Here is a 21,262-nt window from a genome sequence, read left to right as displayed (position 1 = left end):
GCCTCAGCCGAGTATTCCCGCCTTGCGCAGCGCCACGATGCGCGCCTCGCTGTAGCCCAACTCAGCCAGCACCTCGTCACCCTGGGCGCCCAGCGCCATGCCGATATGCCGGGGGGCGGGCAGGCCCTCTGAAAATTTCAGCGGACAGGCTATCTGCGCCTGGCTGCCCCCCTCGCCACGGGGCACCTGAACCACCACTTCACGAGCCTTCAATTGCGGATGCTCGACAGCTTCAGCCAGGCTGAGAACCGGCTCGACACAGGCATCGGTACCGGCAAACAACACGCATAACGCGTCGTAGTCATGCTTTTCGAACTCCACCTGCAGCGCCTGCTTGAGCTGCCGTTGCTGCACGGGATCCGACGACAAACCTGGGTGAATCAACTCCGGGCGCCCCAACGCGGTACATAACGAGCGCATGAAGTTTAGCTCCAGGCTGCCCACGGCGAACCAACGGCCCTCGCGGGTGCGGTAGTAGTCGTAGAAACTACCGCCATTGAGCATCTGCCGCTCGCGCTCCGGCTCCACGCCACAAGCGAGGAAACCGGCACCGGACAAGGCATTCAGGCTGAACGCGCAATCGGTCATACTGACATCGACAAATTGCCCGAGCCCCGTCTGCTGCCGGGCGATCACCGCCGCCAGCAGGCCGATCACCCCGTGCAGCGAGCCACCGGCCACATCCGCCACCTGCATCGCCAGGGGCAGCGGTCCGGCGTCCTGACGCCCGGTGTAGCTGGCCAGTCCCGATAATGCCAGGTAATTGAGGTCGTGCCCGGCGCGGTCGCGGTAAGGTCCGGTCTGGCCGTAGCCGGTGATCGCTACATAGATCAAGCGTGGATTGATGGTCTTGAGGGTTTCATAACCCAGGCCCAGGCGGTCCATGACACCGGGGCGAAACTGCTCCAGCAGGATGTCATGCTCAAGCACCAGTTGCTGCACGATCGCCACGGCCTCGGGCTGTTTCAAGTCCAGGGCCAGGCAGCGCTTGTTACGATTGAGATAGGCATGAGCGGCAGAGATCCCCTGGTCATGGGGCGCCAATATCCGTAGCAGGTCCGGGCGACTGGGCGATTCGATACGCAGTACATCGGCGCCCATGTCCGCCAGCAGCAAGGAGGCGAACGGCCCTGGAAGCAATGTCGAAAAATCCAGAACCTTCAGTGATGCCAGCGGACCTTGCATGGGCGCTCCGTAATCTGGACGATGATCTCCAGAATAGGCAACCCACCACCGGGCGCCACCCACCGTAGCTATGAAGGCAAGTGGGATCAATACCATGGCATCCCACGGCATTTCGTGGGAGTACGGATGCAAATTCCGGTAAGGAAAAATCTTCGCCGCGCTGATTACCACAAGGACAATAGTCGCGGTTCCCGCAAACTCGGCCTTGAGCAGCTTTTTGCGCCAGCATGTAGACCTGAAAGGGTGGCCCCACAAGCAGGGCCGCCAGTACGGCTAGAAAGCTCAGGCAAATACCTTGGCCGCCTTCGCATCGACCACAGCCTGCTCTCGAAGCCATTCGTACTCTTGTTGAGGAACAGCCGTCGCGCCAGAATTGCCCAGTTCGTTCAAAGGGATCCGGCAGGCCAAGAAATAGCGCATTTCTTACTTCGCATCAGTTTCTTCTTCACTTCGAACTTCATGTCAGTGATCAGCAATAAGGAGGAGAAATACAGTCCAACGGTAGGCGAATCAATACGAAAATTGATGCGCAAGAAATCACAAAAAATTGTGTCAGCGGTATACTTAAAAACCGTGCTCGTGGATAGATTTCGGTGAAATCCAGAAAACGAAAAAAGCGGCTCGATGCCGCTATTTTCCATGGTTTCCAGGCGTTCAGTGGGCCTTAATGGAAGCAAATATGGCGTAGCGGGGGGAATATCTGCCCTGGTTCGGCCTCGCTTACCGTGGAGCACGGCGGTCGCCCGGCCCTCGCCTAGGTTTAATTGCATCGGGGTGGCACGAAGCTTGGATTTATCATCGATGTACAGAGTTTTCTCGATGCGCCCGAAATCGACCGGTGCTTCGGCCAAGTGCAGCAGATCATCCCGGTGCTCGATGAGCAGATCGAGCTTGACCGCCAAATTTTCTAATACAGAACTTCTTCGGCACTTATATTAAGCATACCCTTGAACTCAAAGTTATGTTTATCCGCTTTCAAAAAGTGCTCCAAAGTTCTCACCGAGGTGGCTTCAGCATCAACTTTTAGAGCTTCGCTATAAGGAATACCCATACGGCTTGCCGCAGCCTGATAAGCCGCTATGATAAAATGTGAGCAGAATGCCCCACTAATCTGAGGTCTATTTTCAAATGCTTCTTTTGAATAAGATTGACTGGCTTTCGAAGCACTCTCACCGAAATTTGAGTTGCGTAAAACACTGAGTACAGATTTAGTTTTTGAGTACGGAACGCTTTGATCCGCGCTCCAGGCCTGCCCTACCTGGGCAGCCCAATCACCCAAATCTTTATTTTTTGGTGAGTAAACTTTATAAAGACCTTGCCGAATTGGCCCAGAGTTTGATGACAGTTGCATGCCGCCCCGCATCTCTACAATTTCCGACTCGCCTGAGCTATTGATGCTAGTACGTCCAGGGTTGTTCGATCTTTTCGACCACATGACAGCATGGACGAGTGCAGGATCGCCTTTATTATTTCGCAATAAAGAAAGTACGACCAACTTCTGCCCAACCTTAATTAGCTGATGATTAGTTGTTGTATTACTCTGCTGATCAAGCAATATAAGTATGTCACCAGCCGTGATATCTTCTTTTTGCAATTTAATGTTGTGTACAGGTTCCACCGCCTGTACATTTTCTGTCCGCATACCAGATAGCGCATCATGAGAAACGCTATGTGGCGCAGCAGAATTTTCTGTACTCGCACGCTCTTGAGTCTGATTAATTACGGATTGAACAGATTTATAATTTGAAATTCCCAACACCATAAAATCTCCATCACTATAACATATATTAAATTAAAACCATTCCGAAAATCCCTAGAGATGCTCTGAAATAGCCGAATGCTTTCCGGCTATCGAGCCGTCAGCCCTTTATTCAAAAAAGATGTATATTGAAACTTGTTCAACTCTCTTCGCTTTTCAGCCCTCTCGAACACCGCGAGACGATTCGCAACAGCCATTTCCTGCATGACACGCGCACTACTTTTCACGCCTCTCGACCCGGTATAACCCGCATCGGCGCGGACCACGTTTTCCTCGCCATGCAGTAGTTTGTCGACCTGCGTAACGTTCGCAACGTCGGCCGCAGTGATCACTACACTGTGTACCAGGCCTGACTCGTCGTCGGCTCCGACGTGAGCTTTGGCGCCGAAATAATATTGGTTGCCTTTCTTGGCCTGATGCATGTCCGGGTCGCGCTTGCCGTTTTTGTTCTTGGCCAAACTGGGCGCATGAATCAGTGTGGCGTCGAAGATAGTGCCTTGAGGAAAGGACAGACCTAGGTCACCAAGATAACCATTGATCACACCGAGAATCCTGACTGCCAATTCATGTTTTTCCAGCAGGCACCGGAAATTAAGATGGTGGTTTTGTCCGGGATCCGCTCAAGGCTCAAACCAGAAAACTGACGCAGGATGATCATTTTATACAGCGTTTCTTCCATCTCCGGATAGGCCGGGCAACCGCCTTCACCTTTTGGATAGTAGGGCTCGCTCAAGGCAATCAAGCCCTTCCACCGTACCACCCGATCCATCTCGATCAGGAACAATTCCTTGTAGGTCTGTTTGCGCTTGTCGATGTACTCGGCGTCGACGAAGGTCATCTGTTTCATCATCGGAAGGCTCGGCGACTGGTGCCCGGACAGGTTCTAAATCGGGAAGCTTTTTCAGAGTTTCCCAAGCTTTAACGATTGAAGTGAGTGGTGGCCAGATTCGCATTGGTTCCCCCATGCATCAAAACCTTGGCTGGCGAGGATATCCGCAGGAGATCATGGACAATGCTTGGCAAAAACACATCACCCGCGAAGACAGCTCCTGCGACATGTGTAGTGGTCAACTGATCCCGGACACGACGTTGATTTTTTCTCTGCCTGAGCCGGAGCCAACCCATCGTTGAAGTGGTGCAGTCGAGTCCAGTTAACCGATGTATCAGATAGTGATACCGATACATCGGTGCGCTTCTCGGGCCCTTATGCTGCCCATTATCGACAGCCACTCAGTTTTCAAACTTCGAAACGTGCGCTCCATCGACGCATTGAGGCACCTATGTCAATAAGATCGCAGCATCTGTCAGATGCCATCGGCACCTCCTTCTACATCAAAGAGGGAAAAATACAACTCAGTGGTAGGCGAATCAATATAAAAATTGATGCGCAAGAAATCACAAAAGATTGTGCCAGCGGTGTGCTTAAAAACCATGGCCGGAGATAGGTTCCGGTAAAATCCAGAAAGCGAAAAAGCGGCTCAAGGCCGCTATTTCCGTGGCTTCCAGGCGTTCAGTGGGCCTTAGTGGAAGCAAATATGGCGCAGCGGACGGGACTCGAACCCGCGACCCCCGGCGTGACAGGCCGGTATTCTAACCGACTGAACTACCGCTGCGCGTCACACTGATCACGAATGGTGGGTGATGACGGGATCGAACCGCCGACCCTCTGCTTGTAAGGCAGATGCTCTCCCGGCTGAGCTAATCACCCTTCGCTTTCGGTGTGGCGCGCAGTATGCCACAAAAAAAACATAACGCACTGATTTAAATAATCTTTTTTAAATCTCGAACTTTTCGCAAATAACCGACGACAAAAGGCCCACATAGGGCGGAAAAGCCAGGACGGCGCTCTGTGACGCGACAGACAAAACCTCATCAGTCGTAACGACTTCTAACGCCACTCCTTGCTTGGGTCGCGGGAAGCTTTTGAAATGCTGTCCTGCAACCACTCCACAAAGGCCTCCCTCGATTCGGACTTTCTGAAGCCCGACGCGCTCACCAAATAATAAGAGGTGACCTCCACCCAGGATGACGCATCCTCGAAGGGCGCCACCAGCCTGCCCTCCCTGAGCTCATCCTCCGCCAATAGCTCACTTTCCAGCACCACCCCGAGCCCGGCTGTCGCGGCTTCGATGGCCATCATCGAACGATCGAGCCAAAGCTCCTTGTTCGCCACGACAGGCTCCATGCCCATGCGTCGGAAGTAAGCGCCCCATGTAAGCGCGTTGGACGAGTGAATGAGCGTCGCGCGCGCCAAATCATCTAGTGCCTTGAGTTCGAGCCGGCTTACCAACTCGGGACTGCACAACGGACGTAGTCGCTCAGTCAACAACGGTTTGATATCCGTATGGGTGACCAGCGGCGGCCCATAGGAAATCACCAGGTCATACCTGTTAGTCAGCAAGTCTTCGTTTTCGCTCAGGGTCGAGAGCCTGATCTTCACATCGGGATAGGATTGCAAAAAACCGATCAATCTCGGCTGCAACCACTTCACGGCAAAGCTCGGGCTGGCAGCCACCACCAAGTGTCCATCCTGGGATTGAGGCGAGACCACATTGGTCGCGTTGGATATCTGTTCAAAGGCCATCTTGATCTCTACGGCATAAGTCCGACCGGCCTGGGTAAGCACCGCTTTTCCGGCGTGGCGCTGAAATAATTGGACCCCCAGAAAATCCTCCAGGAGCTGAATCTGGTGACTGATCGCCGAAGGCGTGACAGCGAGCTCATCCGCACCGCGAACGAAACTGCCAAGCCTGGAAGCGGCCTCGAATGCAACCAGGGCCTTCATGGGCGGGAGACGAAACTTTGCCGTGGTAGGTGATGAATTCATTTGAGGGTGCGCTGAATTATATGAGCTAGCATGGCAATGACCCACGTTCGTAAGATCCAGTGAACAGGAAGCAAACTGCGAGCCAATTGACAATGCCGGTCCGGCTCGTGAACACCTGTAGATCCGCGCACATTCATATACGAGTTGGGGTTCAAGATGCAAAACGATCTATTGCAGGCGTCCAAAGAGTTCATGGTTCGTTACGGTGGCGATGCTTTCCCGGAGCTTTTCCATTCAGCTAAAGGCACCATTGTTACCGACAGTAAAGGTCGTGAGTATCTCGACTTCACCTCCGGGCAAATGTGCGCCACCATCGGCCATAACCACCCTGCCATTGTCGAAGCGGTCAATCGCGCTGGAAAGAAAGCCTTCCACATGTTCAGCGGCATGATCCCCGAAGTTGTTGCCGAACTGGCTCAAACACTTGCCCGAGACTGGCTGCCCGGCGATATCAAACGCTCTATCTTTGTTAATACCGGCTCGGAAGCAACGGAAGTTGCACTGCGCATGGCCAAAATGTACACCGATGGCTACGAAGTATTGGCCCTCGGTGGCTCGTGGCACGGCATCACCGGTGGCGCAAGCACCGTGTCGATGGCCAGTGATCGTAAAGGCTACGGCGTCCCCCCTCCTGGCGTATTCGTGATCCCCGAGCCGAACTCCTACCGGCCTTATCTGGCGGGCATGAGCGCCGAAGAAAGTGCATTGGCCAACCTCGATGTCGCTCTGCGCATGTTCGATATGCAATCCGCCGGTCGTGGCGCCGCCATTGTTGTAGAACCGGTGATCAGCGCCGGCGGCGTATTGGTTCCGCCCAAGTCGTTCATGCAAGCGTTGCGAAAAGCCGCCGACGACCGAGGCATGTTGCTCATTTTTGACGAAGCTCAAACCGCATTTGGCCGGATTGGCACCAAAACCGGTTCGCAATACTTCGGCATCGTGCCGGACATCATGACCATGTCGAAAACCCTCGGCGGCGGTCTTCCCCTGGCGGCTGTTGCGACCACGGCAAAAATCGAAGACGCGCTGTTCGACAAGCACTTTACCTTCTATACCAGCCATGTATCCGACCCGCTGACGGCGGAAGTAGGCCTCGCAGTCCTGGATGTCATCACCCGGGAAAACATGGTCGCCCAAGCCAACGTCATGGGTGACTACCTGCGCGGGCAATTCAACGAACTCCAGGAGCGCTATGAAGTCATTGGCGACGTCCGGGGCCTTGGCCTGCTGCTGGGGATCGAACTTGTCACAGACCGTGAGTCGCGCAAAGCCGCCCACGAGTTGGGGGCCCTGACGACCCAGAAATGCTTCCAATATGGCTTGAGCATGAACATTCGCCGCCGCCCTGAACGAGGATCGGTATGGCGCATTGCGCCGCCGCTGACAGTAAGCTACAGCGAATGTGATCGCGCTATTGAAATTCTCGAGCGAGCCTTGCGCGAAAGCCTTGATGAAATCGCCAAGCGATAAAGCAGTAGATAAAAATACAATATTAATAAAAACGATGAAGGAGTGGTGGGTATGAAGCGCGTGCAGCTATGTACAAAAGTAATCGCCATTGTAACGGGTTTCACCCTTCTAGGTCTGGTATCACAAGCCCAGGCTGAAAGTCTGACCTTGGAAAAAATAAAAAACGACGGCAAGCTGACTCTGGGCTATAGAGAGTCTTCAGTTCCCTTTTCGTATCTGGGAGGCGATGCGAAACCCGTGGGATTGGCGATTGACCTTTGCACTGCAGTTGCCGAAAAGGTCAAGTCGCAGCTTGATCTACCAAACTTTCAGATAAGATACATCCCGGTCAATCCGGCAAACAGAATACCGCTCCTGCAAAATGGCACCATCGATCTGGAATGCGGTAGCACGACCAATACGCTGGATCGCCAAAAGCAGGTAGCGTTCTCTATTCCGACTTTTGTCGGAGAGACTACCTGGTTGGCCCTTGAGTCTTCCGGGATAACCAATACCCAGCAACTTAAAGGCAAAACGGTAGTTATCACTCAAGGCTCGCTTAGCCTCGCCTCGGGAATGAAACTCAACCAAGATGCAAATCTTGGAATGACCATAGTCAACGCTAAAGATCAGGCGGAATCACTGTTGATGTTGCGCAGTGGCCGGGTGGCTGCATTCTTTGAGGACAACATACTCCAAGCGGGGCTGGTGGCAAACCTGGGTAAGGGGGTGAAGTTCACCTACTTCGCCAATGAATATGCAACACCGCAATATTACGGATTGATGCTGCGCAAGGACGATGGCGAGTTCAAGCAATTGATTGACAATGTCATCAAACAAAAAATGGCCTCCGGAGAGTTTGCCGCGCTCTATAAAAAATGGTTCGAACAACCCATACCACCCCGAGACAACAATCTTGAATTACCACTGAGCGAGGCTCTCAAAGGGGTAATCGCCGACCCCAAAGACTACGTAACAAACTGATCCTGGAGGTGACAAGTGGACATTCTATTTGCACCTACCCCAGATGGCAGTACCTATCTGATGTGGATGCTATCGGGATTAAGCTGGACGCTTCTATTATGGATACTGGCCTCTATAATCGCCTTCCCTGTCGGGATCGTCATAGGTGCCATGCGCACCGCGCCTTGGCGAGCTATACGCTTGACGGGAAAACTGTACGTGCAGATTTTTCGCAACATCCCTCTGCTCGTCCAGGTTTTTCTCTGGTATTTCATCGTCCCGGAACTGCTCCCGATTGCCTATGGCGACGCCCTGAAACAGCTACCGCCGCCATGGATCGGCGTTATTTGCGCAATCGCGGGGTTGGGGCTTTACACCTCGGCGCGGGTGGCCGAGCAAGTGCGAGCAGGTGTCGAAGCCCTGAGCCCTGGTCAGCGTGGTGCCTGCAGCGCGTTGGGGTTATCTGTCCGGGCCATGTATGTTCATATCCTGCTGCCTCAAGCATTAAGGATAACGCTACCCACTCTGACCAGTGAAATGTTGGGGCTATTAAAGAACACCTCGGTAGCCCTGACCATCGGAATATTGGAGATCACTTCCCGTGCCCAGCAAATGAATGAATTCACGTTCCAGACATTCACCGCATTTACCTGCGCCACCGTACTGTATTTGCTGTTGGCCTTGATCGTTCATTTTATGGCAATGCTTCTGGAGAAGCGCTACAGCGTGCCAGGCCTGAACCTCCGACCAACGAGAGGTCATTGAAATGTTAGGCAGCTTCGATACAACAGCGGTCCTGGAGGCTGTGCCCTTGCTGTGGCAAGGTCTGGTATTTTCTCTCGAACTCACTCTCGTAGCTCTTGTGGGGGGAATGGCCTTCGGAATACTTCTAGCCGTAGTCAGGCAACTGAATATTCCAATACTTAGCCAAATTGCCAAACTGTATATCGTGCTCATGAGGTCAGTACCGCTGATACTGGTACTATTCTGGTTTTTCTTCCTGGTGCCGTTGGCTATTGGTCACTTTACCATAGGCGGGCAGCCAATACCCGTTGGTGCAAGGGCCACGGCATTCATAACATTTACCATGTTCGAAGCAGCATTCTATGCCGAGATCATACGCTCCGGCTTGCGCTCCATCAGTGTCGGGCAGTATGAGGCTGCCCAGGCCCTGGGCATTTCGACATTCAGCACTTATAGTAAAATCATTATTCCTCAAGTGCTGCGAGCAACCGCACCAATCGTGGTCACTCAAACTATTATTTTATTCCAAGATACATCCCTGGTCTATGTACTGTCGCTGACCGACTTTCTCGGCGCGGCATCAAAAACCGCACAACGGGATGGAACACTGATTGAAATGTACACAACCGTCGCACTGGGTTATTTGCTGCTATGCGTGGCGGGCTCCGAACTCGCAGAATTCCTTAAAGATAAAAACAATAGCCCCAAAGGCAATTGGATTAAACGTGCGGTAAATTTTCGTTTTTCCTCTTTGGACACTAATGGGCTATGAGCATGAATGCAATGGCCGGACGTAAAGAGATAGCACTCCAGCCCGGCACTGGTAAACACCATTAGCGCCTGACAGATATTCGGCCTTTCCCCCATACAATCGCATTATCGAGGTGTGTTGCTGTGCTAGAGCGACTCGAAGTACTTCCAGCCGATCCACTTCTCGGCTTGATCGAATTATTTCAATCCGATACCAGGCCAAGCAAAATGGACCTTGGCGTCGGGGTATATAAAGACCCAACCGGGGCCACGCCTATCATGCCGTCGGTAAAGCAGGCCGAATCGGTAATTCTTGAAACCCAACAGTCTAAGAGCTATTACAGTTCGGAAGGTAACTTACGTTTTCTGGAGTCTGCAGAGGAGCTGGTTTTTTCTGATCCGGGTAGTTTGAACAACCGGATCAGCGCATGCCAATCGATTGGCGGTACAGGCGGACTTCAACTGGGGGCCGCGCTTAGCCGCAAAGCTCGCAGTCATCAGCGAATCTGGGTGGGCACCCTGACATGGCCAAACCATGTAGCCATATTTGAAAATGCCGGCCTTGAAGTGCTCACCTACGATTACTACAACCCGGCCAGCCACCAGGTGATGTTCGACAACCTGATGAGCGCGGTGAAACGCAGCCAGCCCGGTGATTTATTTCTCATGCATGCCTGCTGTCATAACCCGACCGGCGCCGATCTTGATCACGACCAATGGAAAATACTGGCGCATCTGATGCTGCAATATGGGGTAATCCCTTTTATCGACAGTGCCTATCTCGGAATGGGCAAAAGCTTCAAAGAGGACGCCTGGGGACTTCGTCTGCTAGTGAATACCTTCCCGGAAGCACTGGTTGCGGTGTCGTTCTCCAAGAACTTCGGTTTGTATCGGGAGAGGACGGGAGTATTGTTTGCACTGTCGCCAAATGCCTCCTGCAAACGAGCGGTCGATACCCAACTTCGCAGCGTGGCGAGGGCGACCTACTCCAACCCACCCGACCATGGAGCGGAAATAGTCGCGACCATCCTGGCCAGCCCTTCGTTGAAAGCCCAGTGGCACTCAGAGCTCACCGAGGCGGCGAATCATATACGTGAGATAAGGAACCGCCTTGCCAGTTATGAAAACGCCGGAGCAATCCAGCTCTCCCATGTGAAGGCCCAGAATGGAACCTTCTCTCTGCTCTCGATTGATTACGATCAAGTGTTGAAGTTGAGGCGTGACTTCGGCATCTACGTGCCCTATTCGGGCAGGATCAATGTCGCTGGATTGCAGATAGAAACCATCGATCCATTTGTTTCAGCGCTCCACTCGCTATAAGAGATAGATTCCGAGGGAGTTCAGAAACGAAAAAAGCGGCTCAAGGCCGCTATTTCCGTGGCTTCCAGGCGTTCAGTGGGCCTTAGTGGAAGCAAATATGGCGCAGCGGACGGGACTCGAACCCGCGACCCCCGGCGTGACAGGCCGGTATTCTAACCGACTGAACTACCGCTGCGCGTAACACTGACAACGAATGGTGGGTGATGACGGGATCGAACCGCCGACCCTCTGCTTGTAAGGCAGATGCTCTCCCGGCTGAGCTAATCACCCTTCGCTTTCGGTGTGGCGCGCATTCTACGGAGCGCTCTATACTCTGGCAAGCACTTTTTTTAATATTTTTCTCAGGCCTTCCAAAGACTTAGCAGAGGGTTGGCCTATCGGGCCATGAAGAGAATAATGCCCTCCTTTGTTAAAGGAGAGATTCACCCCATGTGGTTCAAAAACCTGCTTATCTATCGCCTGACCCAAGATCTGCCTTTTGATGCCGAGGCGCTGGAAACCGCACTGGCGAGCAAACCGGCCCGCCCCTGTGCAAGCCAGGAGTTGACCACCTATGGCTTCGTCGCTCCGTTTGGCAAAGGTGAAGAGGCTCCGCTGGTTCACGTCAGTGGTGACTTTCTGCTGGTCGCGGCGCGCAAGGAAGAGCGCATCCTACCCGGTAGCGTGGTGCGTGATGCACTGAAGGAAAAGGTCGAGGAGATCGAAGCCGAGCAAATGCGCAAGGTCTACAAGAAGGAACGCGATCAACTGAAGGATGAAATCATCCAGGCGTTCCTGCCCCGTGCCTTTATCCGTCGCTCGGCGACCTTTGCCGCGATCGCGCCGAAACAGGGCCTGATCCTGGTCAACTCGGCCAGCCCGAAACGCGCCGAGGACCTGCTGTCGACACTGCGTGAGGTACTCGGCACTCTGCCAGTCCGCCCGCTGACCGTGAAGACCGCGCCGACCGCCGTGATGACCGACTGGGTCAAGACCCTGAAAGCCGCCGAGCACTTCTTCGTTCTCGACGAGTGCGAACTGCGTGACACCCAGGAAGATGGTGGCATCGTCCGTTGCAAGCGCCAGGACCTGACTGGCGAGGAAATCCAACTGCACCTGAGCACCGGTAAGATGGTCACCCAACTGGCATTGGCCTGGCAGGACAAGTTGTCCTTCGTGCTCGATGACAAGATGGTGGTCAAGCGCCTGAAGTTTGAAGACCTGCTCCAGGACCAGGCTGAACAGGACGGTGGCGAAGAAGCCCTGGGCCAATTGGATGCCAGTTTCACCCTGATGATGCTGACCTTCGGCGAGTTCCTGCCGGAACTGTTCGAGGCCTTGGGTGGCGAGGAAATGCCGCAGGGTATCTGAGACCATTTGCAGCTGGACGCGGTCTTGTGGCGGGGCCGCTCAACATCGTCCAGAGCAAGGAAACCCCATGCGCGAATCGACCGCACAAACTGACTGAATGGCAACTTGATTTGATCCTTAGATCGATAATGGGCACTATAATGCGCAACGTGGGGACGACCCTGCGGCTCGATCAAGTTGTCAATCCGGGGACGACCCCATCAATCGATAAAGGTCATCATGTCCTGGGTCATTCTATTTTTCGCTGGTTTGTTTGAAGTCGGCTGGGCCGTCGGCCTGAAATACACCGATGGATTCAGCCGTCCACTGCCCACCGCCCTTACCGTTGCAGCCATGGCCATCAGCCTCGGCCTGCTGGGCCTGGCCATGAAGGAATTGCCGTTGGGCACTGCCTACGCGATCTGGACGGGTGTCGGTGCAGTGGGCACGGTGATCGCCGGCATCCTCCTGTTTGGCGAGTCCATGGCCCTATTGCGGCTGCTCAGTGTGGCCTTGATCATTGCCGGGCTGATCGGCCTGAAGGTCTCGACGGCCTGAACCCTTGCCACTCCCGCTGGTCGACTCCAGCGGGATTAGGTTCTCTCTATCGATGGGTCATTCCGCGCAACTGCAACACCTGCTCGCGCAATTGCGCCGGCACCGCCACCTCAGCCGCCACCGCCGCTCCAGCCACCAGTGTCACCCGTGACCAGAAGCGACGGAACAGGCCCTTACGCGGGTCCCGACTGAAGAAACTGCCCCACAGGCCTTGCAGCGCCAGTGGAATCACCGGCACCGGGGTTTCTTCCAGCACGCGGGTCACGCCGCCCTTGAACTCGTTGATCTCGCCATCGCCGGTCAGCTTGCCCTCGGGAAAAATGCACACCAGCTCGCCGTTCTTCAGGTATTGGGCGATCTTCTTGAACGCACGCTCGTAGATCTCCAGGTCTTCGCCGCGTGCGGCAATCGGAATGGCGCCGGCGGTACGGAAGATGAAGTTGAGCACCGGTAGCTGGTAGATCTTGTAGTACATCACGAAGCGAATGGGCCGGCGCACCGCGCCACCGATCAACAGTGCATCGACGAACGACACGTGGTTACATACCAACAACGCCGCCCCCTCATCGGGGATCGACTCGAGGTTCTTATGCTCGACTCGGTACATGGAATGGCTGAGCAGCCAGATCATGAAACGCATGCTGAACTCGGGGACGATTTTGAAGATGTAGGCGTTGACCGCGACGTTCATCAGCGACACGACGAGGAACAACTCCGGAATCGATAGCTTCGCCACACTCAACAAGAGGATCGAGACGATTGCCGAAACCACCATGAACAATGCATTGAGAATGTTGTTCGCGGCAATCACCCGAGCCCGCTCATTCTCAGCGGTGCGTGACTGGATCAAGGCATACAGCGGCACGATATAGAAACCGCCGAAGACTCCCAGCCCAAGGATATCGAGCAACACCCACCACGCTGGGTGGTGGCCCAGCACATTCAGCCAATCATTGGCCTGGACGTTCTGCGGTAAGTTGCCTGAATGCCACCACAACAGCAGGCCGAACAGGGTCAGACCGAAGGAGCCAAATGGCACCAGGCCAATTTCCACCTTGCGCCCGGACAGGCGCTCGCAGAGCATCGAGCCGACCGCAATGCCCACCGAGAATACCGTGAGAATCAGTGTGACTACGGTTTCATCGCCGTACAACCACGCCTTGGCGTAGGCCGGAATTTGCGTCAGGTAGATCGCCCCGACAAACCAGAACCAGGAGTTGCCGACAATCGAGCGCGAGACCGCCGGTGTCTGCCCCAACCCCAGGCGCAAGGTGGCCCAGGACTGGCTGAAGATATTCCAGTTCAGCCGCAGTCGTGGGCTGGACGCCGCCGCACGGGGAATGCCATGACTGGCAAGATAGCCAAGGACCGCCACGCCGACGATGGTCACGGAGACTACCGGCGCGTAATGGCCGGACGACATCATTATCCCGGCACCGATAGTCCCGGCCAGGATCGCCAGGAAGGTACCCATCTCCACCAGGCCATTGCCGCCCACCAACTCTTCTTCACGTAGCGCCTGGGGCAAGATTGAATATTTCACCGGTCCGAACAGCGCCGAATGGGTGCCCATGGCGAACAGTGCCACCAGCATCAGGGACAAGTGATCGAACAGAAAGCCCACGGCCCCGACCGCCATGATGACAACTTCCCCAAGCTTGATCAGCCGGATCAGCGCATCCTTGGCGAACTTCTCGCCAAACTGCCCGGCCAGGGCCGAAAACAGGAAGAACGGCAGGATAAACAGCAGAGCACAGAGATTGACCCAGATACCGCGATCACCATCGATGCTCAACTTGTAGAGGATGGCGAGGATCAACGACTGTTTGAAGATATTGTCGTTGAACGCGCCGAGCGCCTGGGTCACGAAGAACGGCAGGAAGCGCCGTGTACGCAGTAGGCCGAACTGTGAGGGGTGACTCATCTTCCATGGTCCTGAGTGGCGCCGAAAGTGGCTTCTTATTGGAATGCGGATCACCGCTCCAGGCCACAACCTTACCTAATCCTGAAGCTCTATTTCATCATTGCTGTAAGACAGGGTAAAACAAAGCGCTCGCCGTTACAGGTGCCTGGCACATACGGATACCGACTCGACACCTTCCCGGCGATATTCAGCACCGCCCAGAGGCGGCACCGGTAAAGCCGCGGCGCAGGCTGGTCATGAGCGATGCAGCGCCTGTTGATTGGAAGCCGGGATCGAAGACCGAGACAACGCCACCCCGTCATTCACGGCGCACTGCCATTGCGCCGTGCTGACCACGGCGGCAAAACGCGTGTGGAACACCACGCTGAAAACCCGATGGATCTCCTCCGCGCTGGCTTGCCCCGCTGCGTTGGCATAGGGCAGCGAGCCGCTGGCATCACTGAGGAACTCGACCGCCAGGCCACGGTGGGTGGCTTCGAAGATCGTCGAGGCATCGCAATTGTGGGTCATGTAGCCCACCACGCTCAGAGTGTCGATATTGCGCGCCGCCAACCATTGGCCAAGGTCGGTATCGGCAAAGGCAGAGGGCAGTGTCTTGTGGATCAGATGATCGTGGGCACGCGAGCCCACGACCGGATGCAGCGCCCATCCCGACGAGCCGATGGCAAACAGCGGCGAGTCGATGGGACTGTCGTTTTGTACGACCACCACCGGAATACCCACGGCATTCGCCGTATCGATGGCCTTGCCGATATTGGCCAGTGATGCATCGATTGGCGGGTATTCGATCAGCAGGTTGCCGCTGACATATTCGTTCTGCACATCGATCACGATCAGCGCACGACGGGGAGCGTGGGACATGGTTCAACTCCTTGGTAAACAGGTTGGCGCCCATCATTGCCCACCCCTCATCTATCCATAAGTGGCCCGTAAGACAATATTCGATAAGATCGGGCCAAATCCAGCGGCAGAGCGCACCTTGATGAACACGATCCATATCGCCGTGATCGCTTTCAACGGCATCAGTCCATTTCATCTGTCCGTGCCGGCGCTGGTGTTCGCAGAGCAACGCGAAGGTATCGATACCCCGCGCTTTTCTCTGAAGGTCTGTGGATTCGAATCCGGCCCGTTCGGCACCTGCGCCGGTTTCGATATTCAGCTCCACCATGGACTGGAGATCCTCGCCCAGGCCGACGTGATCATCATGCCGTCCTGGCGAGATCCTGAAGAGCGACCGCCCGAGCCATTGCTTGAAGCCTTGCGCCGGGCGCACGACAAAGGTACGCGGATCGTCGGTCTGTGCCTGGGCGCCTTTGTGCTGGCCGAGGCCGGATTGCTGGACGGACGCAAGGCCACCACTCACTGGAACTGGGCAGCGGCCTTCTCTCGTCGATACCCGCTAGTGCTGCTGGATGCCGCTGTGCTGTACGCAGAATCCGACCACTTGCTGACCTCCGCCGGTACCGCCGCCAGCCTGGATTGCTGCCTGTACTTGATGCAACAACTGTGCGGCGCCGAGGTCACGCACAAGGTCGCCCGGCAACTGGTAGTCGCGCCCCACCGTTCGGGTGGCCAGGCACAGTTCATCGAGCGGCCGATCCCCGTGGCGGGCGAGCACGACCGCATGGGGCAACTGTTACAATGGCTCGGGCAGAACTTCACCCGCAGCCATTGCCTTGATGAATTGGCCGACCGGGCGGCGATGAGTCGCCGATCATTTACCCGACACTTCCGGCAACTGACCGGCACCACCGTCGGCCACTGGCTGTTGGGACAACGCCTGAGCCATGCCCAGCGCCTGCTGGAAAGCAGCCCGCACAGCATAGAGGCCATCGCCCTGGAGGCCGGATTCGGCACAGCGCTGTCATTGCGGCAACATTTCAACGCTTCGCTGCAGATTTCCCCATCGGCTTACCGGGCCCAATTTATCGGGCGCTGAGCGGCCCCTTGCCAGCGAATCACTCGGTAGATAGACGTAGGTCATTGAACACGGGGCGAACCTCGGGTTCGGGCGCCTCACGACGAGCATCCAACTGAAACTCCTTGCGCAGCCAACCGGCATCCAGCGCCGGCTCCATACCCGGTGCCGGTCGCTTGATTTCGTCGCCACGAAGCAGGTCATTGCGCAAGATCGCAAAACGCGCCCTGCTGATATGCCCGCCGGAACCGTAGAAGCCGGCCCGCCCCAGCTTGGCGGCGACGCCGGTCTCCCCGCCGAACCAGCCAGCGCCAATGCCCAGGCGGCTCATGAAAAAAGCCCGATCCCTGAGGATCGACGCACAGACCTCCACCAGTGCGATAAAACCTTGGACCACCATGTCCATGGCGTCCAGGCCGTGCAGGACGGCGATTCGCCGACCAATACAACGCCAGCCTTTGCTCACCAGCAACCTGTCGATGACCTCATGGGCATGCATAACCCGTCGCCGGGCATCGCGCTCGCGCAACAGCGCTTCCTTGAGGGAGTAGAACGCAAAGGCCAAGGGCGCCGCGCCCTGGGGGCGCATCGAGTCCGAGGGTAGGACATGCCGCAGTTGCCGATGAATACCGAACAGGACATCGGGGCTCAACAGCAGGTCGGCCTGGCGCGACAAGGGTTGTACGGCGATCTCCAGGACCAGGGCGAAGGTCAGAGTCAGGTCCGCGCCACGGAGTTGGCTTACGAGGTAATCAGCGTTCAGAGGGGATGCCGGGGATGTGTAGACGGGCATGATCGACCTAGAAAAATCAGCTATGGGATCGGTACCAGACTGACCGCCCCCTCGCCGCCCAGCTTTCAATTAGCGCTCGCCGACAGGCACATTGCCTGCCCGATTGCTTCAACGTTCCATTGCCCGCGAGCCCCTTGGGAGACCTAAAAGCTCCAGGAATCAATGCCACGCCTACACGCCACTCGACCGTCGTGCGAGACTGTAGCGCCGGGGTCGGACTGCCTTCGGGATATCTTTTGTCTGGAGTTTCCATGTCGCTGTCCAGCGGACTGATTGCCGTCGTCGCCCTGGCCTATATGGCCATCATGTTCGCTATCGCTTTCTACGGCGACCGCCGCAGTACCCCCCTGCCGCCACGGGTGCGCGCCTGGGTCTACAGCCTGTCGTTGGCGGTTTATTGCACCAGTTGGACGTTCTTCGGCGCGGTCGGTCAGGCCGCCGACCAGCTCTGGTCGTTCCTGCCGATCTACCTGGGTCCGGTACTGTTGCTGGTGTTCGCACCCTGGGTCCTGCAGAAGATGGTGCTGATCAGCAAACAGGAAAACATCACCTCGATCGCTGACTTTATCGCCGCCCGCTACGGCAAGTCACAATCCCTGGCAGTGGTGGTGGCGTTGATCTGCCTGGTCGGCGTACTGCCCTACATCGCCTTGCAGCTCAAAGGTATCGTGCTCGGGGTCAACCTGCTGATCGGCGCTGGAGCGGACGCCATGGGCGTGCGGGCCCAGGACACGGCGCTGATCGTCTCCCTGGTGCTGGCGCTGTTCACCATTGTCTTCGGTACCCGCAACCTCGATGCCACCGAGCACCACCGCGGCATGGTGCTGGCGATTGCCTTCGAGTCCCTGGTCAAGCTGTTGGCCTTTCTCGCGGTCGGCGCCTTCGTCACCTACGGCCTCTATGACGGTTTCGACGACTTGTTCGACCAGGCCAGGACTTCGGCGCTGCTGGCCGAGTACTGGCAGGAAACGGTCAACTGGCCTTCCATGCTGGTGCAGACCGGCGTCGCGATGATGGCGATCATCTGCCTGCCACGCCAGTTCCACGTCACCGTGGTGGAAAACATCGAGCCCCAGGATCTGCGGCTGGCCAAGTGGGTCTTCCCCGCCTACCTGATCCTTGCCGTGTTGTTCGTGGTACCGATTGCCCTCGCCGGACGGATGCTACTGCCGGCCGAGCTGCTGCGCGACTCTTATGTGATCAGCCTGCCACTGGCCCATGCGCACCCGGCACTGGCGATGCTGGCCTTTATCGGCGGTGCCTCAGCGGCGACCGGGATGGTGATCGTCGCCAGCGTGGCCTTGTCGACCATGGTTTCCAACGACATGCTGCTACCCTGGCTGCTACGCCGAAACAATTCCGAGCGGCCGTTCGAAGTGTTCCGTCACTGGATGCTGTCGGTACGCCGCATCAGCATCGTAGTGATCCTGCTGCTGGCCTATGTCAGCTATCGCCTGCTCGGCTCCACCGCCAGCCTGGCGACCATCGGCCAGATTGCCTTTGCTGCCGTGACCCAGTTGGCCCCGGCGATGCTCGGGGCGTTGTACTGGAAACAGGCCAACCGCCGCGGCGTATTCGCTGGGATCGCCGCAGGAACCTTCCTTTGGTTCTACACCCTGGTCCTACCGATCGCCGCCCACAGCCTGGGTTGGTCACTGAGCAGCTTTCCTGGCCTGGCCTGGCTACGCGGCAACCCATTGAACCTGCCCATCACGCCCCTCACCCAGGGCGTGGTGCTGTCGTTGGCCGGCAACTTCATCCTGTTCGCCTGGATCTCGGTGCTGTCGCGGACCCGCGTTTCGGAACACTGGCAGGCCGGGCGCTTCATCGGTCAGGAAATCAACGTCCGTCCCAGCGCCCGCTCGATGCTAGCCGTACAGATCGAAGACCTGCTGACCCTAGCCGCGCGATTTGTCGGCGAAGAACGTGCACGCCAGAGCTTTATCCGTTTCGCCTATCGCCAGGGCAAGGGCTTCAACCCGAACCAGAACGCCGACAGCAACTGGATCGCCCATACCGAACGCCTGCTGGCCGGTGTCCTCGGCGCGTCCTCGACCCGCGCAGTGGTGAAAGCCGCCATCGAAGGCCGGGAAATGCAACTGGAGGACGTAGTCCGTATCGCCGACGAAGCGTCCGAGGTGTTGCAGTTCAATCGAGCCCTGTTGCAGGGTGCCATCGAGAACATTACCCAGGGCATCAGCGTGGTCGATCAGTCACTGAAACTGGTGGCCTGGAACCGTCGTTACCTGGAGCTGTTCAACTACCCCGATGGACTGATCAGCGTCGGTCGACCGATTGCCGACATCATTCGCTACAACGCCGAACGCGGTCTCTGCGGCCCCGGTGAAGCCGAGGTTCACGTCGCCCGGCGCCTGCACTGGATGCGCCAGGGTCGGGCGCATACCTCCGAACGGCTGTTCCCCAACGGCCGGGTGATCGAATTGATCGGTAACCCGATGCCCGGCGGGGGATTTGTCATGAGCTTCACCGACATCACCGCGTTCCGCGAGGCCGAGCAGGCCCTGACCGAAGCCAACGAGGGCCTGGAGCAACGAGTCGCCGACCGCACCCATGAACTGTCGCAACTCAATGGAGAGCTGACCGAGGCCAAGGGCATCGCCGAATCGGCCAACCAATCCAAGACTCGCTTTCTCGCGGCGGTCAGCCACGACCTGATGCAGCCCCTGAACGCCGCACGATTATTTTGCGCAGCGCTCTCCCATCAGGACAGCAGCCTGCCTGCCGAAGCCCGGCAACTGGTGCAGCATCTGGACAGTTCGCTACGCTCGGCCGAAGACCTGATCAGCGACCTGCTGGATATCTCGCGCCTGGAAAACGGCAAGATCACCCCGAACTCGACACCTTTTGCCCTCCACGAACTGTTCGACACCCTGGGCGTGGAGTTCAAGGCCCTGGCCCAGGAACAGGGCCTGAAATTCCGGGTCCGTAGCACTCGCCTGCTGATCGACAGCGATATCAAGCTGCTACGGCGGATCCTGCAGAACTTCCTGACCAACGCCTTTCGCTACGCCAAAGGGCCTGTGCTGCTGGGTGTGCGGCGGCGCGGCGAGCAATTGCTGCTGGAGGTATGGGATCGCGGTCCGGGCATTCCCGAAGACAAACGCCAGGTGATTTTTGAAGAGTTCAAACGCCTGGACAGCCATCAGACCCGCACCAAAAAGGGCTTGGGGCTCGGACTGGCGATTGCCGACGGTCTGTGTCGGGTGCTCGGGCATCGGCTTCAAGTGCGCTCCTGGCCAGGACGTGGCAGTGCCTTCAGCGTCAGCGTGCCGCTGGCGCACGGCGCACCGGCGGTGGACGCCAAGACAGCAGCCCTCCACAGCAGGCACGCCTTGAGCGGCGCACAGGTACTGTGCGTCGACAACGAGGACAGCATCCTGACTGGCATGCACAGCCTGCTCAGCCGCTGGGGTTGCCAGGTCTGGACCGCACGCAATCGCCAGGAGTGTACCGCCCTGCTGGAACAAGGCATGTGTCCGCAATTGGCGCTGGTGGATTACCATCTGGATGATGGCGAAACCGGTACCGGATTGATGGCTTGGCTGCGCACGCGGCTGACTCAACCGGTGCCTGGCGTGGTGATCAGCGCCGACGGTCGCCCGGAGACGGTAGCCCAGATACACGGTGCCGGACTCGACTACCTGGCCAAGCCAGTGAAGCCAGCGGCGCTACGGGCCTTGCTGAGTCGGCACCTGCCGCTTTAGGCCGCCCCCGGGTGGTGA

The 21,262-nt window shown here is 56.8% G+C and carries 17 protein-coding genes, 4 tRNA genes and 1 pseudogene; 10 read left to right on the top strand and 12 right to left on the bottom strand.

All coding sequences use genetic code 11. From position 1 onward, the window contains the following. Positions 1-3: 3 nt before the first annotated feature. From AWM79_RS11675 to AWM79_RS11660, 4 genes and pseudogenes are all read right to left on the bottom strand, one after another. The gene (locus tag AWM79_RS11675) at positions 4-1,185 is read right to left on the bottom strand and encodes a CaiB/BaiF CoA transferase family protein (RefSeq protein ID WP_017130922.1); all 1,182 of its coding nucleotides are present in this window, start codon (positions 1,183-1,185) and stop codon (positions 4-6) included. Positions 1,186-1,571: 386 nt separating this feature from the next. Then, positions 1,572-2,087 carry a hypothetical protein gene (locus AWM79_RS26085; protein WP_060782869.1) on the bottom strand — a complete coding sequence of 172 codons (516 nt, stop codon included), beginning with the start codon at positions 2,085-2,087 and terminating at the stop codon, positions 1,572-1,574. Positions 2,088-2,092: 5 nt separating this feature from the next. Then, positions 2,093-2,947 carry a hypothetical protein gene (locus AWM79_RS25580; RefSeq protein WP_244159637.1) on the bottom strand — a complete coding sequence of 285 codons (855 nt, stop codon included), beginning with the start codon at positions 2,945-2,947 and terminating at the stop codon, positions 2,093-2,095. A 131-nt stretch (positions 2,948-3,078) separates the two neighbouring features. Beyond that, a pseudogene (locus AWM79_RS11660) lies at positions 3,079-3,791 on the bottom strand (IS5 family transposase); the annotation flags it as partial. A gap of 116 nt (positions 3,792-3,907) precedes the next feature. Between AWM79_RS11660 and AWM79_RS26080 the strand changes: the two are divergent. Continuing rightward, positions 3,908-4,075 carry a hypothetical protein gene (locus AWM79_RS26080; RefSeq protein ID WP_156430103.1) on the top strand — a complete coding sequence of 56 codons (168 nt, stop codon included), beginning with the start codon at positions 3,908-3,910 and terminating at the stop codon, positions 4,073-4,075. 405 nt (positions 4,076-4,480) lie between these two features. Here AWM79_RS26080 and AWM79_RS11655 read toward each other — a convergent pair. From AWM79_RS11655 to AWM79_RS11645, 3 genes are all read right to left on the bottom strand, one after another. Then, a tRNA-Asp gene (locus AWM79_RS11655) sits at positions 4,481-4,557 on the bottom strand. Positions 4,558-4,576: 19 nt separating this feature from the next. Further along, positions 4,577-4,652 (bottom strand) — tRNA-Val (locus tag AWM79_RS11650). A 180-nt stretch (positions 4,653-4,832) separates the two neighbouring features. Beyond that, positions 4,833-5,729 carry a LysR substrate-binding domain-containing protein gene (locus tag AWM79_RS11645; protein ID WP_017130926.1) on the bottom strand — a complete coding sequence of 299 codons (897 nt, stop codon included), beginning with the start codon at positions 5,727-5,729 and terminating at the stop codon, positions 4,833-4,835. 198 nt (positions 5,730-5,927) lie between these two features. Here AWM79_RS11645 and AWM79_RS11640 point away from each other — a divergent pair, with 198 nt between their 5' ends. The 5 genes from AWM79_RS11640 (at position 5,928) to AWM79_RS11620 (ending at position 10,997) form a co-directional block, all read left to right on the top strand. Further along, a complete protein-coding gene (locus tag AWM79_RS11640) occupies positions 5,928-7,241 on the top strand; it encodes an aspartate aminotransferase family protein (protein WP_017130927.1) in 1,314 nt (437 codons plus the stop codon). Between the two features lie 51 nt (positions 7,242-7,292). Then, positions 7,293-8,204 (top strand): amino acid ABC transporter substrate-binding protein, encoded by a 912-nt coding sequence (locus AWM79_RS11635; RefSeq protein WP_017130928.1) that lies wholly within the window; start codon positions 7,293-7,295, stop codon positions 8,202-8,204. Positions 8,205-8,219: 15 nt separating this feature from the next. Continuing rightward, positions 8,220-8,948 carry an amino acid ABC transporter permease gene (locus tag AWM79_RS11630; protein ID WP_017130929.1) on the top strand — a complete coding sequence of 243 codons (729 nt, stop codon included), beginning with the start codon at positions 8,220-8,222 and terminating at the stop codon, positions 8,946-8,948. Position 8,949: 1 nt separating this feature from the next. Continuing rightward, positions 8,950-9,699: an amino acid ABC transporter permease gene (locus AWM79_RS11625; protein ID WP_017130930.1), complete on the top strand. Its 750-nt coding sequence runs from the start codon at positions 8,950-8,952 to the stop codon at positions 9,697-9,699. 122 nt (positions 9,700-9,821) lie between these two features. Next, positions 9,822-10,997 (top strand): aromatic amino acid transaminase, encoded by a 1,176-nt coding sequence (locus AWM79_RS11620; RefSeq protein WP_026013063.1) that lies wholly within the window; start codon positions 9,822-9,824, stop codon positions 10,995-10,997. A 98-nt stretch (positions 10,998-11,095) separates the two neighbouring features. On the opposite strand, the gene AWM79_RS11615 is transcribed toward AWM79_RS11620, so the two are convergent. Both AWM79_RS11615 and AWM79_RS11610 read right to left on the bottom strand, forming a co-directional pair. Continuing rightward, positions 11,096-11,172: transfer RNA gene (locus AWM79_RS11615), tRNA-Asp, on the bottom strand. Between the two features lie 19 nt (positions 11,173-11,191). Beyond that, a tRNA-Val gene (locus AWM79_RS11610) sits at positions 11,192-11,267 on the bottom strand. Positions 11,268-11,426: 159 nt separating this feature from the next. Here AWM79_RS11610 and rdgC point away from each other — a divergent pair. Together rdgC and sugE are read left to right on the top strand one after the other, a co-directional pair. After that, positions 11,427-12,347 carry a recombination-associated protein RdgC gene (gene rdgC, locus AWM79_RS11605; RefSeq protein ID WP_017130932.1) on the top strand — a complete coding sequence of 307 codons (921 nt, stop codon included), beginning with the start codon at positions 11,427-11,429 and terminating at the stop codon, positions 12,345-12,347. Positions 12,348-12,566: 219 nt separating this feature from the next. Then, positions 12,567-12,884 carry a quaternary ammonium compound efflux SMR transporter SugE gene (gene sugE, locus AWM79_RS11600; protein ID WP_017130933.1) on the top strand — a complete coding sequence of 106 codons (318 nt, stop codon included), beginning with the start codon at positions 12,567-12,569 and terminating at the stop codon, positions 12,882-12,884. Between the two features lie 46 nt (positions 12,885-12,930). On the opposite strand, the gene AWM79_RS11595 is transcribed toward sugE, so the two are convergent. Both AWM79_RS11595 and AWM79_RS11590 read right to left on the bottom strand, forming a co-directional pair. Then, complete coding sequence (locus AWM79_RS11595) at positions 12,931-14,808, bottom strand: MFS transporter (protein ID WP_060782868.1); 1,878 nt, start codon at positions 14,806-14,808, stop codon at positions 12,931-12,933. Positions 14,809-15,042: 234 nt separating this feature from the next. Continuing rightward, positions 15,043-15,669 carry a cysteine hydrolase family protein gene (locus AWM79_RS11590; RefSeq protein WP_017130935.1) on the bottom strand — a complete coding sequence of 209 codons (627 nt, stop codon included), beginning with the start codon at positions 15,667-15,669 and terminating at the stop codon, positions 15,043-15,045. A 121-nt stretch (positions 15,670-15,790) separates the two neighbouring features. Here AWM79_RS11590 and AWM79_RS11585 point away from each other — a divergent pair, with 121 nt between their 5' ends. Beyond that, entirely contained in the window at positions 15,791-16,747 is a 957-nt protein-coding gene (locus AWM79_RS11585) for a GlxA family transcriptional regulator (protein ID WP_017130936.1), read from the top strand. 19 nt (positions 16,748-16,766) lie between these two features. On the opposite strand, the gene AWM79_RS11580 is transcribed toward AWM79_RS11585, so the two are convergent. Next, positions 16,767-17,519: a hypothetical protein gene (locus tag AWM79_RS11580; protein WP_060782867.1), complete on the bottom strand. Its 753-nt coding sequence runs from the start codon at positions 17,517-17,519 to the stop codon at positions 16,767-16,769. Positions 17,520-17,770: 251 nt separating this feature from the next. Here AWM79_RS11580 and AWM79_RS11575 point away from each other — a divergent pair, with 251 nt between their 5' ends. After that, entirely contained in the window at positions 17,771-21,244 is a 3,474-nt protein-coding gene (locus AWM79_RS11575) for a hybrid sensor histidine kinase/response regulator (protein WP_060782866.1), read from the top strand. Positions 21,245-21,262: the final 18 nt, after the last annotated feature.

The organism is Pseudomonas agarici, from assembly GCF_001543125.1.
Lineage (GTDB): Bacteria > Pseudomonadota > Gammaproteobacteria > Pseudomonadales > Pseudomonadaceae > Aquipseudomonas > Aquipseudomonas agarici.
Note: the sequence above shows the minus strand (reverse complement) of the source record. Positions and strands in the feature narration are given on the sequence as shown.

Excerpts from the sequence above, each read along its gene's own strand:
- AWM79_RS11675 (WP_017130922.1), bottom strand. The coding sequence starts at position 1,185 with ATGCAAGGTCCGCTGGCATCACTGAAGGTTCTGGATTTTTCGACATTG.
- AWM79_RS25580 (WP_244159637.1), bottom strand. The coding sequence starts at position 2,947 with ATGGTGTTGGGAATTTCAAATTATAAATCTGTTCAATCCGTAATTAAT.
- AWM79_RS26080 (WP_156430103.1), top strand. The coding sequence starts at position 3,908 with ATGCATCAAAACCTTGGCTGGCGAGGATATCCGCAGGAGATCATGGAC.
- AWM79_RS11645 (WP_017130926.1), bottom strand. The coding sequence starts at position 5,729 with ATGAAGGCCCTGGTTGCATTCGAGGCCGCTTCCAGGCTTGGCAGTTTC.
- AWM79_RS11640 (WP_017130927.1), top strand. The coding sequence starts at position 5,928 with ATGCAAAACGATCTATTGCAGGCGTCCAAAGAGTTCATGGTTCGTTAC.
- AWM79_RS11635 (WP_017130928.1), top strand. The coding sequence starts at position 7,293 with ATGAAGCGCGTGCAGCTATGTACAAAAGTAATCGCCATTGTAACGGGT.
- AWM79_RS11625 (WP_017130930.1), top strand. The coding sequence starts at position 8,950 with ATGTTAGGCAGCTTCGATACAACAGCGGTCCTGGAGGCTGTGCCCTTG.
- rdgC (WP_017130932.1), top strand. The coding sequence starts at position 11,427 with ATGTGGTTCAAAAACCTGCTTATCTATCGCCTGACCCAAGATCTGCCT.
- sugE (WP_017130933.1), top strand. The coding sequence starts at position 12,567 with ATGTCCTGGGTCATTCTATTTTTCGCTGGTTTGTTTGAAGTCGGCTGG.
- AWM79_RS11595 (WP_060782868.1), bottom strand. The coding sequence starts at position 14,808 with ATGAGTCACCCCTCACAGTTCGGCCTACTGCGTACACGGCGCTTCCTG.
- AWM79_RS11590 (WP_017130935.1), bottom strand. The coding sequence starts at position 15,669 with ATGTCCCACGCTCCCCGTCGTGCGCTGATCGTGATCGATGTGCAGAAC.
- AWM79_RS11585 (WP_017130936.1), top strand. The coding sequence starts at position 15,791 with ATGAACACGATCCATATCGCCGTGATCGCTTTCAACGGCATCAGTCCA.
- AWM79_RS11580 (WP_060782867.1), bottom strand. The coding sequence starts at position 17,519 with ATGCCCGTCTACACATCCCCGGCATCCCCTCTGAACGCTGATTACCTC.
- AWM79_RS11575 (WP_060782866.1), top strand. The coding sequence starts at position 17,771 with ATGTCGCTGTCCAGCGGACTGATTGCCGTCGTCGCCCTGGCCTATATG.